General features: G+C 67.3%; 6 protein-coding genes and 1 pseudogene. 3 read left to right on the top strand and 4 right to left on the bottom strand.

The genetic code is table 11. The features are described 5' to 3' along the window. Positions 1-213 (top strand): transposase (locus AB0J04_RS34495; protein WP_363172547.1); only part of this gene is annotated, 213 nt, incomplete at its 5' end. Here the strand turns inward: AB0J04_RS34495 and AB0J04_RS34490 are convergent. Beyond that, positions 194-931, bottom strand: a complete 738-nt coding sequence (locus AB0J04_RS34490) for an IS3 family transposase (RefSeq protein ID WP_363172546.1) — start codon at positions 929-931, stop codon at positions 194-196. The genes AB0J04_RS34495 and AB0J04_RS34490 overlap by 20 nt on opposite strands. A 613-nt stretch (positions 932-1544) precedes the next feature. Here AB0J04_RS34490 and AB0J04_RS34485 point away from each other — a divergent pair. Continuing rightward, complete coding sequence (locus AB0J04_RS34485) at positions 1545-2372, top strand: alpha/beta hydrolase family protein (protein WP_363172545.1); 828 nt, start codon at positions 1545-1547, stop codon at positions 2370-2372. Positions 2373-2463: 91 nt separating this feature from the next. Beyond that, positions 2464-3705 carry a glycosyltransferase gene (locus AB0J04_RS34480; protein ID WP_363172544.1) on the top strand — a complete coding sequence of 414 codons (1242 nt, stop codon included), beginning with the start codon at positions 2464-2466 and terminating at the stop codon, positions 3703-3705. 494 nt (positions 3706-4199) lie between these two features. Here AB0J04_RS34480 and AB0J04_RS34475 read toward each other — a convergent pair. The 3 genes and pseudogenes from AB0J04_RS34475 to AB0J04_RS34465 all read right to left on the bottom strand — a co-directional run. Beyond that, positions 4200-4764, bottom strand: a pseudogene (locus AB0J04_RS34475) (transposase); the annotation flags it as partial. Positions 4765-5146: 382 nt separating this feature from the next. After that, positions 5147-11788 carry an SDR family NAD(P)-dependent oxidoreductase gene (locus tag AB0J04_RS34470; RefSeq protein WP_363172543.1) on the bottom strand — a complete coding sequence of 2214 codons (6642 nt, stop codon included), beginning with the start codon at positions 11786-11788 and terminating at the stop codon, positions 5147-5149. Continuing rightward, positions 11785-13563, bottom strand: coding sequence for a fatty acyl-AMP ligase (locus AB0J04_RS34465; RefSeq protein WP_363172542.1), 1779 nt, complete (start codon positions 13561-13563; stop codon positions 11785-11787). Before AB0J04_RS34465 ends, AB0J04_RS34470 begins: the two co-directional genes overlap by 4 nt. Between the last annotated feature and the right edge of the window lie 210 nt (positions 13564-13773).

Here is a 13773-nt window from a genome sequence, read left to right as displayed (position 1 = left end):
GCCATCGAGTCCCTCAACGCCCGCTACCGGCGCGCGGCCCAGGCCTGCGGGCACTTCCCCAACGAGCAGGCCGCCCTCAAACGCCTCTACCTCGCCACCCTCGCCCTCGACCCCACCGGCCGTGGCCGCCAGCGCTGGAACAACCGCTGGAAGTCCGCCCTCAACGAGTTCGACGTCCTCTTCGACGGCCGCCTTACCGCCGGACGGGTGTAGGCCGAACAGCCCACCCACCAACTCGTAGGCCAAACAGACGAATCACACCTAATTCCTGATAGACCCGCCGGGTGCCCGCCGTAGCCTCGTACTCGACGGGCCGGACGTGGCGGAAGGTATCCACGACGAACGCGACGGAGACGACCCCGCTCCAGGTGACGAAGTGCGTGAAGTCGGCGACCCAGCAGCGGTTGGGGGCAGTGGCGACGAAGTCGCGGTCCAGGAGGTCCAGGGCCCGCTCGGCGGCCGGATCGGCGATCGTCGGGACCGCCTTCCTGCCGCGGACGGCGCTGGTGCCGATCTCGCGTATGAGGCGCTCGACAGTGCAGCGGGCCACGGCATGCCCCTGCCGGTTCAGCTCGCGCCAGATCTTCCGGGCGCCGTAGACACGGCAGCTGGACGTGCAGACCTCCTGGATCCGCTCCTTGAGTTCCCCATTGCGCAGGCAACGGGCGGAAAAAGTCTCGAGGCTTTTCTTGTGGGCGTAGTACGTGGAAGGGCGATCTTGCAGTCGTGCTCGGTGAGTGTCCTGTATATCGGCTCGACGCCGCCGAAGCGGTCCTGGTAAGCGTAGACGAACGCTACGAGCGTGCGTGCGGCCTGTTGAGCTCGGCCGCGAAGAAACTCGCCGCCGCTTCAGGATCTCGTTGGCCCGCTTCAGCTCAGCGTTCTCCTTCTTCAACGAAACGGCCGCCTCGTTCGGGTAGTCGTCGCGCACCTCAGCGACCATGCGCACCCCGCACGGCAGCGGTGCTCAAGCGGATAGCGGGAGGTCGTGCCATGGCTCGATCCTTTCATGGAATCGAGTCTCCATTCGAGCCGGGGCGGTTCACGAGCGCACAGACCGACAAGTGAATGGCCACGTTTCTCTAAACGTCCTGGGCGCACTCGCAAGTATGCCTACAAGTCTGCACGTTTCAGAGTCTGACGGTGTGTCCTCTGGCGCTCAACGGACTATTTCGGCATGGTGTGTTCCGCATGGATATTGTTACCGGGCTGCACAGGAGCAGAGGCAAGTCTCTCTTAGCTGTCCCGCCAGGAATCGAAATCGAGGCTCGTACTTTTAGGGCGCCAATGGGTCATGCCTACTGTCGGCATCCTCCATTTCGGGCCACACCCATCCTTAAGGAGTCCACCAGTCCATGTGGTCTGTCCTCGAACCCTTCGTGGGCCGTGCTCGGTCTACGAGTCAGTTTTCTCTCGTGTGTCTTGCGCTCGTTACCGCTCTCCTCGCAGCCGAGGTGACTGCGGCAGCTGGAGAGGGCAGCGACGCGCGTGGAACCGCTGGAGCAGCCGCTCGTATCGTTGCCGTGAAAAAGGTTGATGCTCACATGCGGGACCTGACGGTCAGCTCGCCGTCCATGGGTACTTCCATTCCTGTTCGCATCATTCTCCCCGAGGGCTGGGATAAGAAGCGCCAAGCTACCTATCCAGTCCTTTACATGCTGCATGGCGGAGACGACGACTACACATCATGGACGCGTGAGACAGACCTCGAAGAACTGGCGAGAAAATCGAACATCCTCATTGTGATGCCCGACGGAGGAAGAGCCGGATACTACAGTGACTGGCACGCCGGTACATCGCGTTGGGAAACCTTCCACACCACCGAATTGGTACGCCTCATGGAGAAGGAATACCAAGCCGGCCCCGCTCGGGCAATCATGGGACTGTCCATGGGAGGCTTCGGCGCACTCAACTACGCGGCCCACCACCAGGGGATGTTCCGTTATGTGGCGGCGATGAGCTCATACGTTGACCTCAACGACCCACTCGTGCGCTTGACGTTGGGTCTGGGATCCGACCGGGACGGCATCGACATCAATCAGGTCTGGGGCGATCCAGTCGGCAACTTCGACGTCTGGCAGGCTCATAATCCCTCCGCCATGCCGGGCGCTTTCCGCGGAACGCAAGTTCATCTGTCCGCGGGCAACGGCACGCCCGGGCCGCTGGACCAGGGCCGGCCACTCGATGCCCTACTTGTCGGCGCGGTGGCCGAATCCGGGCTTCCGAAATCCATCCGGAAATTCGCATCAGCGCTTCGCTCGGAGGGAGTCAGGGCCACGACGCATCTCTACCGTCCGGGAACCCACTCCTGGCCCTACTGGCAGCGAGAGCTGCACAGTATCTGGCCCACGGTGATGAAATCACTCAGGTAACACGTACAAACGTGGCGCGCTACAGAGCCGGTTGTTGGTCACTCCATCACCGTCGGTGGCCACGGGCCGCGATTCGAGAGAGGTATGGGACATGGGCCGAACAGTGGTGATCTTCGCCGCGGGATCCCGCGGCGACGTTCAGCCCTGCCTGGCGCTGGGCAAAGCACTGACCGGTCAAGGTGACACGGTGCGGGTTCTCGCCAGCGTGCGCTATCAGCATCTGATCGCCGAGGCAGGGCTGGATTTCCATCCCCTTCCGGCCGACCCGGCTGAGATCATCGAATCCGCCGAGGGACAAGAACTGCTTGCCAGCCGAAGCAACCCAGTGGCATTCGTCCGCAGCTTCAGCCGCGTCTTGCGGCCTCACATCACCTTGATCCTGGCACAGACGCAGTCCGGTGCGAAGGGAGCCGACCTGGTCCTGGCGCCCACTTTCAGCTTTCTCGGCGTTCACCTGAGCCAGTACCTCAACGTTCCGCACGCGATCATCCATTTTCAACCGAGCCAGCCCACAGTGACCTTCCCGCACCCGCTCGCACCGGCCGCCCGACTGCTGGGGCCCTTGGGCAACCGCCTCAGTTTCGACGCGGTCGACCTGGCATCCTGGATCATGTGCCGTCAGTTCATCAATCCCTGGCGCCGGGAGAACCTTGGCCTCCCGGCGCTGTCCCTGCTAGCCCCTTTCAGGCATGTTCGCCGCGCCCCCGTGCTGTGCGCGTTCAGTCCCACCATCGTGCCGAGGCCGTCCGACTGGGGCCCGAACGTTCACGTGACCGGCTACTGGCATCACCGGCAGCCGATGTGGGAACCGCCGCGGGAACTTCTCGCCTTCCTGGCCGACGGCCCCCCGCCCGTCTATGTCGGATTCGGCAGCATGAAGACCCGCGACCCTGAGGAAACCGACAACATCGTAAGGGTGGCGCTGCGACGCGCAGGACTTCGCGGAGTGCTAGCCGGAGATCCCGCCACCAGCGAAGACGACATCCTCGTGGTGGGCGACACCTCGCACCAATGGCTGTTCCCCAGGATGGCCGCAGTCGTCCACCACGGCGGGGCAGGCACCACAGCTTCAGCACTGCGAGCCGGAAGACCATCGTTGGTCTGCCCGTTCTTCGGCGACCAGGCTTACTGGGCCTCACGGGTACGCAAGCTCCGCGCGGGACCCGAACCACTGCCAGCCCGTGATCTCACAGTCATTGCGCTCACCCAACGCCTGCATGCCCTTACCAGGAACACTGTTCACGCTGAAGCCGCGCGTCAGCTCGGCGGGGCTCTGCAAGCCGAAGACGGCACGGCCCGAGCCTGCCACGTCCTCAACAAGTGCATGTCGTAGACAGTCACGAGCCGCTCCCCTTGGTCGCCTCGCCCAGCGCGTCGGAGGCCGTCAGCCTCTGCCTTCAGTTGTGATCAAACCTGGGTCTCGGGCCCCGGGAGGCCGCTCCGGTATGACGTTGGTGTGAGGCGTGCGCAACACACCGGCGAGAGTGGAAGTTCATCGGGCCGTTCCTGCCGGTCGGCAGGTTCGGCGTACCCCGAGCCACTACGTGAGCAGTTCGAGGGGTGATCTGGGCGGGAAGCGCGTGTCTTACAAGCCCTGCTGGAAAGGCGTGGTCGCCGAGGACGCCAGCAGCGAGGAGATCAACATGTCCTGGTCAGTGGCTCTTTCGGCGTGGCCAATGACCGGGTGACGGCGGCAAGGCACGTAACGCACGAGGATCCCGTGCGGTTGGGGGAGGTGTTCGAAGTCTCGACCCACAGGCACAGGAGTTCCGTTGGTTTCCTGTCCTGCCGCACTCGACCTCCCACCCGCCCTGGTCGAGTGGAATCTCAATGAGCGTGTCCAGCCGTCTGCGGGACCGGCGGGGTAGAGGTGAACAGCCTCTTGTCGCGCAGCATCACCCAGAGCACATCGACCGGGGGCGGGCCAGAGCGAGTAGCGCCTGAGTATGGAGCAGCCCCTCGGCTCGCTTCTTGAGGTAGTAGTCCCGGGACGGTCCTGGTCGCATCTTCGCGGATTGCGCGGACATGTAGAACAGCCGGCGCAGGCGGCGGTTGTAGCGTTTGGGCCGGTGGTTGTTGCCGGTGCGTTGCGGGGCACCGGGGCCAGGCCCGCGTGTGAGGCGAAGTGGTCGGCGTCCCGGTATGCAGAAAGGTCTCCGACAACGGCGACCAACTCGGCGCCCAGGATCGGGCCCATGCCAGGCAGGGACTCGATGATCTCGGCACGCTCGTCGAGGCGGCACGTCTCGCGGATCTCCCGGTCGTTGTTCTTGATCCGCTCGTCCAGGACAAGCAACTGGTCAGCCGGGTCGCGTGTCAGCTTCGCCGCCTGGGCCTCGCCGGGGCGAGCGGTCGTCTGAGACAGGGCGGCCTCCACCGCCTTGGATGCAACCTTCGGACAGGCCATGTTCTCGCTGTACAGACGGTGCACGCTCAGGTCCATCCGGACCGGTGGCCGCCGAGCGCGGCATCGGCGAGGTGCGCGCACAGCGGCTGTGGCACCACTCGCTCAGCGTGCCGCATCCCGTACACCCTGTGGAGTACGGGAGTGAGCGTGGGCCTGGACCACCACGACGGAATCGGAAACATCGACCGACCACCAGCACATGCCCGAACAGATCAGCAGGGAGTGTTCGAATCGCCTTCTGGGCTTGTTGCGCAGGCGGCAGCGCGCGAGCGTCGGGGGACGGGTCATGAGGGGGCTGGTTCGGAAAGACAGGACAGGCGTTGGGCGGGACGCGGCACGAGTGATCTCTCGTAGGCTCGGGCGGGGGTCACCGGGTGGGCGGTGTGATGGCGCGGGCGACGTGCTGCGCGATGGTCAGGACGTGAGGCGGGTCGATGACGGAGAGATGGTCGCCCTCGACGGGGACAATCTCGAGGGACCGGCACAGTGGCGCCCAGCCCAGGTCTGCTTCCTGACGGAGATAGCGCGGGTCCAGGGCGGTGGTGAGCTGCTGCGGCCGCTGGGCGCGATAGAGCACGACATGGCCGTCGTAGGGGTGGGGGAGGTATCGCTCGCCGACGCGGGCATCGATGTAGGAGGTCCGTTGGTGCTCCATGATCCCTGGGCTCATGTCGAGGCCGGCGTCGGCGACGAGCCGCATGACCACGTCGATCTGCTGTTCGTCCGGCGTGGCCGACAGTTCGTCGTAGGGCAGGTCCAGACGGTGGCCGTAGGTCTTCTCGATGTACTCGGCGAAACGCCCGAAGCGCTCAAGCAGGAGTTGTGGTGATTCCTGTTCCGGCAGGGCGGCGGGCAGGATGGTGTCGATCAGCCCCAGGAGCCCGATGTCCTGTCCTGCCTCGGTCAGTTGGCGGGCCGCTTCGTAGGCGAGGCATCCGCCGAAGGACCAGCCGAGCAGGTGGTAGGGCCCTTCCGGCTGGATGTCACGGATGAGCGTGAGGTAGTGAGCCGCCTTGCCCTCCACGGTGCTCAACTCGTCGACGCGTTCCAGCCCGTACACGGCCTGTCCGGCCGGGAGCAGCTGCGTCAGCGGCAGGTAGACCGACGTCGGTCCGCCAGCGGGATGGAACGTGAACAGCGCGGGCCGCTGTGTCCCGGCGGGTGCTGGGCGCAGGGTGGTAACCGGCGACTGGCCGGTTCGGTTGACCACGGGTCGGATCAGTTCGGCGATGGCTGCGACGGTGTGGTGGGCGAGGATGGCTTCGGCCGTCAGGCTCAGCTGGGCGTCGTTGTCCAGGCGTTGGCGGATGACGTCCGTCATGGACTCGGCGGCGTGGTGATCGCCACCGGCGGCGGTGAAGTCCTCGCGGATGTCTCTGGGCCCGCGGTGCAGGACTTCGGCCCAGGCCCCCGCGACCAGGCGCTCGGCGGCGTCTCGGGGGGCGAGGGAGGTGGGCAGCCGCGGTGTGGAGGGATGTGTCTGCTGGGTGCTGTCCGGCGTTACCGGTGCGGAGGCGGTGCCCGGCATCAAGGCGTCGAGGCCGAGTTGTTCCAGCACAGTGTCGCCGAGTTCGCGCAGGCAGGCGCCGCGCAGCAGGCAGGGGGTGGGCAGGTCGACGCCGAAGTCATGGCGGGCGGCGTTGGCGATCCGCACGGTCATCAGGGAGTCCAGCCCGAGAGCGGTCAGCGCGGTCGTCTCGCTGAGTTCGTGGGCGCTGAATCCCATGATGGCCGCTGTTGTCTTCACCAGGCGCGCGTACACCTTCTGCGTGGCTGAGCTTCCGAGGGCTGCGATGCCGGCAGGGCCCACCCAGTCGTCGGCCCCGGGAGCGCTGTCCTGGAGGATGTTGGTGAAGAACGGGACCGTTGACAGGCCGGGAAACGCCATCAGCACGCGGTCGGTGTTGAGGTGGACGACACCGATGTGGGCCCGGTTGAGGGTGACGAGCGGCTGAAGGGCGTCCATACCCTCAGCCAGGCGGATGGGCTCCAGGGCCAGGGCCGGGTTCCCGGCCGTTCCGCCGACGTTCTCCCAGGGGCCCCAGGCGATGGCGGTCGCCGGCCGACCGGAGGCCCTGCGGTGGTGAGCCATGGAGTCGAGCCATGCGTTGGCGGCTGCGTAGGCGGCCTGTCCTGGTGAGCCGAGAAGGGCGGCGGCGGAGCTGTAGGACACCCACCAGTCCAGGTCGTGGGCTGCGACGGCCGCCTCCAGGTTCCGGGCTCCGACGACCTTTGGCCGCAGCACGGTATCGATGTCCGCCGGCTCGAGGTCCGTGATCATGCGGTCGTGCAGGACGCCGGCGCAGTGTGCGATTCCGCGCAGGGTGTGGCCTTCGGCGAGGGCTGCGCGCACCAGGGTCGGGGCGGTATCGGGTTCTGCGATGTCTCCTTGGACGACGGCGACGGCGGTGCCCTGAGCCTGCAGTTGGGCTAGGACGGCCTGGGTTGCGGGGCCGGGGGCTCGACGTCCGTTGAGGACGATACGGCCGGCGCCCTGCTCGGCGAGTCGACGTGCTGTGGCAAGGCCGAGTCCGGTAAGGCCACCAGTGATGATGTAGGCGCCGTCGGGACGTGTGAATGCCACCTGCTCGTTGCGCTGTGCGGTGAGGTCGGCGTGCGAGAGGTGGGCGGTGAGACGTGTGCCGGCCCTCCATGCGATCTCGTCGTCGTCGCCATTGGCGAGGAGTTCCTGGACGAGGTCGTCGACTGCGCCGGGCTGGTTGTCGATGTCTACCAGCGTGGCCCGCAGGTGGGGGTGTTCGAGTCCCAGGACGCGGACGAGTCCGCGAAGGCAGGCAAGATGTGGCGTTCCGGGTTCTCCGGGTGCTGTCGACTGTGCCAGTACGGTCGTCATCCACAGGCGTGGCGAGGGCTGGTGCGTGTTCCGCGCGAGGCAGCGGGCCAGTCGCGCTGCCGTGTGCAGAGGCCGGATGTCGTCATGGCGTTCCTGCTGAGGCAGGAGCAGGACAACGGCGCTCGGGCCGTCCGACGGGTTGTGCAGCCATGTGTCGAGCACGGTGTCGACGGTGTCGTCCTGGGCGTCGGCCACTGTGACGTTGACATGCTGGGATTCCAGGGCTGACACGAGGGAGGCCGTGATGCCACCTGCGGCGTTCGTCTCGTCGCTGACGAGCAAGGCGCGGCGAAGGTCCAGGGGCAGGGGGGCGGTGGACTTCTCCCACAGGATCTCGTAGGTGAACGTTTCAAGGGGCCGAGGCACCTCGTGTGCCTCGATGGGACGCAACTGAACGTGCCAGGCGGTGATCTTGGTCGCTCCGCCCTGGGCGATGACATGCCATTGGGCGATGTCGGTGTCCGACGAGTCGGCGCCCGCGGCAGGCGTGCAGTGGATGTCGTATCCGGTGTCGAGGATGCCTGGGGCTGTGACGTGCAAGGACCGTACACCTACGGGGGCGGCCTGCACGGTGGCCCGGACGGTGTTGTCACCGGCTGGTGTCGTGCCTGCGGCAGCCGGCGCTTCCAGCATGGCGTTCAGCAGGTACGCGTAGGCCGGCCGATGTGGCTGCTGCAGATCTTCGGAGGCGAAGTGTTGGACGAAGGCCGGTGTCTGATTCGTGTCGGTGTGGTGCTCATCTGGGGTTTCGGGATCGCGAGTGATGCGGGCCGAAGCGTGGCAGCGCCAAGTGCCATCGGCGCCGCGGGCATGGAGGGTGACGGTTCCATGCGTGTCGGAGGCAGGTTCCCACACCGTGGTCAGGGGTGTGCTGCTGGCAATGGCGAGCCACTGGTGGATCTTCAGATCCTCAATGCCGAGGCGGGTGATGCCCGCTCCTGCCCAGAGTTCCAGTCCGGCTTCGATCATCAGCTCTGCGGCGGACGCGAGAGTCAGCACCGCTCTGTCGTGGAGCATGCGCCGGGGCCCGTGCCGACGGGTGCCGATGTCTCCTTGCCACAGCACGGTGCCGGTCCTCGGGTCCTCGGCACGCCCGCCCAGCAGGGGATGGCCGCCCGTCGCGGTGGAGGTTGCGTTGCGGGCGAACCAGAACCGTTCGTGACGCCAGGCGGGGGTTGGGAGGGTGGTGCGCGTACCGGCGGGCCACAGCCGCTCGGTGTTCATCGTGACGCCCGCGAAGTGCAGCCTCGTCAGTGCAACGCGTACGTCGACGGCTTCGTCGGCCTTCTTGTGCAGGGTCGGGACGACCAGGGCCTGCACGCCCGCCGGGGTCGCTTCGAGTGTTTCGGTGAGCGGGACCACGGCGGTGGGGTGGGGCGAGATCTCCAGGAAGAGGGTGTGGCCGTCTTCGGCGGCCGCGGTCACTGCCTGTTGCAGGCGCACAGGGCGGCGCACGTTGGCGCACCAATAGCCGGCATCGGCTGCCGGGCGTGCGTGGGGATCGTCCACGACGGTGCTGTACCAGGGCGTTGAGGAGGTGCGCGGTTGCAGCGAGGAGAGGTCTTCGCGCAGCGAGGGGAGGATCGGGTCGACGGCGGCTGAGTGCCCGGCGCCGCCCACCTGGAGCAGGCGAGCCAGGTGCCCCCGTTCGGTCAATTCGTTCACCAGGTCGCGCACCGCTTGGGCGGGGCCGGCCACGGTGCACCGTTGCGGCGAGGAGTGAACGGCGACCTCGACTCCGGGGAAGCGGCTGAGGAGTTCGTCCCGGACGTCCGTCGGCAGGTGCACCGCGGCCATGGCACCGGCGTGTGAGGAGTCGATGGTGGCGAGGTGGGCTGATCTGCGACTGATGACACGGAGTCCGTCGCGGGCGTCCAGGGCGCCTGCGACGACGGCGGCGGTGACTTCGCCCATCGAGTGACCGATGACGGCGGCGGGTTCCACGCCGTAAGCCTGGATTGTCCTTGCCAGGGCCAGCTGGATTCCGAAGAGCAGCGGCTGGGTCTGGTCCACTGACCGGCCGGGATCGGTGCGCGTGAGCATGTCGGTCAGTGAGGATCCGGTCTCGGCGAGATAGACCGGGTCGAGCGCGGAGATCTGGGCGGCAAAGAGTGGATCATCGGTCAGTAGGCGTCGCCCCATGCCGTCCCACTGCGAGCCGTAGCCGGAGAAGACGAAGACCGGTCGGCGGTCGGTGCCGGGCCGGGCTGCTGTGGCATCGGCGCAGGCGGTGACCAGGCCGGGGACCGTTTCGTCGCGGGCCAGCGCGGCGAGCTTGGTGGCCGCGTCGCGGTGGGTCCGTGCGACGACGGCGGCGCAGCATGGCCCACGGCGCCGCCGGGCCAGGGTGTGGGCGATGTCGGTGAGTGCGGGTGCGTCGTCGGCGACCCATCGCGACAGGCTCGCGGCGCTGTCGGCGAGCCTGTCGGCGGACCGGGCGGACACCACCAGGATGTGCGGGCGGTTGTCTTCGCCGTCGGCGGGCGAGGGGGCCGCGGGTGCGGCTGGCGGAGCCTGCTCGAGTACGGCGTGGGCGTTGGTGCCGCCGAACCCGAAGGCGGACACGCCGGCGCGTCCGGGGCGCTGGGAAGGAGTGGGCCAGACGGTCGGCTCGGTGACCACGCGTAGGCCCAGCTCGGTGAAGTCGATGTGGGGGTTGGGGGTGTGGAAGTGCAGGCTGGCCGGAATGCGGCTGTGGTGCAGGGCCAGTGCGGTCTTGATCAAACCGATGATGCCAGCGGCGCCCTCAAGGTGGCCCAGGTTGCTCTTGACCGATCCGATCAGCAGGGGCTGCTCGGGCTGCCGGCCGCGGCCGAGGACTGCTCCCAGGGCAGTTGCCTCGATGGGGTCCCCCAGCAGGGTCCCGGTTCCGTGCGTTTCGACGTAGTCGACGTCGCCGGGTTCGAGCTGCGCGTCGCGCAGGGCGTCGCGCAGCAGCGCTTCCTGGGCTGTCGGGTTGGGTGCCATGAGGCCCGCTGACCGGCCGTCCTGGTTGACGGCGGTGCCTCTGATGACGGCCAGGACTCGGTCGCCGTCGCGCTCGGCATCGGCAAGGCGCTTGAGAACGACGACGCCGCAGCCTTCGCCGCGGGTGATGCCGTCCGCGGACGCGTCGAAGGGCTTGCACCTGCCGTCCGCGGCCAGCGCTCCGGCTTGCTCGAACGAGGCCGTGACCGACGGGGACAGGAGGACGTTGACTCCGGCCGCCAGTGCGGCGTCGCACTCGCGCGCGCGTAGGCTGCGGCAGGCCAGATGCACGGCCACGAGGGACGACGAGCAGGCTGAGTCGGTGGTGACGCTGGGGCCGCGAAGGTCGAACAGGTAGGACACTCGGTTGGCGGCGATGCTGCCGGCTGCCCCGGTGCTGGTCCACGGGGTGAGGCGGGTCGGGTCTGCGGTGGTCAGATGACCGTACTCGAGAGCGCTCAGACCGACGTAGACGCCGGTGGCAGTGCCTTGGAGGGTGTGGGCCGGTACTCCCGCATGGTCCAGTGCCTCGCAGCTGACTTCGAGCAGCAGCCGTTGCTGGGGATCCATGACTTCAGCCTCGCGCGGCGTGATGCCGAAGAAGTCCGCGTCGAATCCTTCGATGTCGTCGAGGAAGGCGCCCCACCGGGTGGTGGACGCCATCAGGGCGGTGACGTCGGCGGCTGTGCCGGAGAAGTTGCGCCAGCGTCCGTCGGGTACCTGGCTGACCGTGTCCGTCCCTGCCAGGAGCTGTTCCCAGAACGTGTCCGGTCCGTGAATGCCTCCGGGCAGGCGGCAGCCGATGCCGATGATCGCGATGGTGTCCTGGCCGGTGCCGGCAGCGACCGCCGCGTCGCCGGACGTGTCCGGCTGTTGGTCCGCTTCGGAGGTGGTCAAGGCGCTGACCAGTTGCCCGATGGTCGGGTGTTCCCACAGCAAGGTGGTGGACAGCGAACGGTCCAGCAGCTGCTCCAAGTGGCCGGTCAGTCCGACGGCGTCGCGGGAGGTGAGACCGTACTCCGCCAGTGGACGGGCATCGTCGAGTTGCTCCGCAGGGGTGCCGCTGAGGTCTGAGACAAGCTGCAGCAGTGCTTCTCGCAGTTCAACAGCGCCCGGTCCGGGGCGACTGGCTGTGCTGGGGGTTCGGGTGTCGTCGCCCTGCTCCTGGTGTCGGCCTGGTTGCGTCATACGGTGCCCGTCTCCTTCTGCGTCACAGTGCCGGAGCTCCAGGCGCCCTCGAGGTAGTGCTCCCGGCATGCGCTGCGGGCAACCTTGCCGCTGGTGGTGTGGGGAACAGTGCCAGGCCGGGCAAGGACGAAGTCGTGGACGGCAATGGCGTGGCTGTTGGCAACTGCCGCCCGGACGGCGCGTGTTACCTCGTCCAGGACGCTGTGGGGTTCGGCAAGGTCACGGGCATGCTCAGCGACGATGACCAGGCGTTCCCCGCCGTCTGTGGACGCGGCGAACGCTGCGGTGTGATGGCGGCGGATTGCCGGGTGGGCGCTTTCGACGGTCTGCTCGATGTCTTGCGGATAGTGATTGGCACCGTCGATGATCACGAGGTCTTTGATGCGGCCGGTGATGTAGAGCTGTTTGTCGTGCCACATTCCGAGATCGCCGGTGCGCATCCAGTGGTGAGTACGGTCACTCGAGTCGTCGCCCTGGAGGGTCGCACGGAAAGTGGCTTCGCTCTGCTGCGGGCGTCTCCAGTAGCCGCGTCCGATGTTGGGTCCGCGGAGCCAGATCTCGCCGACCCTGCCGCCCTCCAGACGAACGCGAGTCACCGGGTCGACGATGGCGATCTCTTGCTCGGTGGGGCGTCCGCACGCGACCAGGCGGGTCACCGTTCCTGCGTCGGTGGGCTCGACCACACGGGCGGTTCCCTCCGCGAGCGCGTCTCGATCGAAGCAGGTGACGGTCGGTTCCTCGCCGGCCGGTGAGGCAGAGACGAACACGGTCGCCTCGGCCAGGCCGTAGGACGGGCGCATGGTTGTTCGGGCCATGCCAGTCTGAGCGAAGGCGTCGTGGAACCGTCGCAGGGTCTGCTCCGCGATGGGTTCACTGCCGTTGACCATGGCTGCGACCGAGCCCAGTGACAGCTCGCTGCGCTCCTCGTCGGTGACGCGGCGCGCAGAGTAGTCGTAGGCGAAGTTGGGGGCGGCGGTGAGTGCTCCCGGGTGTCGGCTGAGCAGGCGCAGCCACCTGACAGGTTGCTGTACGAAGGCCAAGGGCTCCATGAGGACGGAGTGCACGCGGCCGACGAGGGGCAGCACGATCGCGAGAACCAGGCCCATGTCGTGGTACAGCGGAAGCCAGCCGACGGTGCAGTTGCGCCCTGCGCGGATGTCGTACGCATCCAGCGCCTGGCGTGCGTTGGCGCAGACGTTGGCGTGGGTGATCTCAACGCCGGACGGCATGCGGGTGGAGCCCGAGGTGTACTGCAGGTAGGCACAGTCGTCGGGTTGCGGATGGAAAGTCTCACCGCTCGACGGTGCCGCAGTCGCCGCCCCGGGGCCGAACTCTGCGAGCAGCCCCTGTTCGGTGACCACGCGCAAGCGGGATCCGGCCCGGTCGGCGCAGAACGTCTCCACAGCCTGCTGGGTTTCGGGGCTGGTGAAGGCGAGTGCCGGGTCGGCGTCGGTGAGCGAGGCGGCGAGTTTCTCCGCATGACCGGGCAGAGCCGGAGGGAACAGAGGCACGGCGATCGCTCCGGCGCATGCGGCAGCGAGGAAGCCGACGACGTAGTCCAGGTTCTGGGGTGCCACGATGGCCACGCGCTCGTCGGCCACGCCCGCGTGGCGCAGAGCCGTCGCGGTGGTGCGGACCCGGTTGTCGAGTTGGCGCCAGGTCAAAGTGGAGGGGATCCCGTTGCTGTCGGTGCTGAAGTCCACAAAGGTGAACGCTCTCTCGTCCGGCGTCTGGGTTGCGGCCTGAGCGAGATGGTGGCTGATCGTGTCCCTCATGGTTGACAGCACTGAGTCACCGAACCTTCGTTCCGCCGGGCAGGAATGGACTCTTCGGCCGATAGGCCATTGGGCGACCTGATGACGGCCATGCCGCCCATCACCGCCTTCACATAAACGCGTCAGTTGCCGCGATCAGTCAAACACGGAGCCGTACCGGGCCTCCGGTGACACGCCGAGTGGTGGGCCAGAAGCCGGAATGAAGAGGCC

Source organism: Streptomyces sp. NPDC050263 (assembly GCF_040655955.1).
GTDB lineage: Bacteria > Actinomycetota > Actinomycetes > Streptomycetales > Streptomycetaceae > Streptomyces.
The sequence above is the reverse complement of the archived record's forward strand: the minus strand, read 5'-3'. Positions and strand labels throughout refer to the sequence as shown.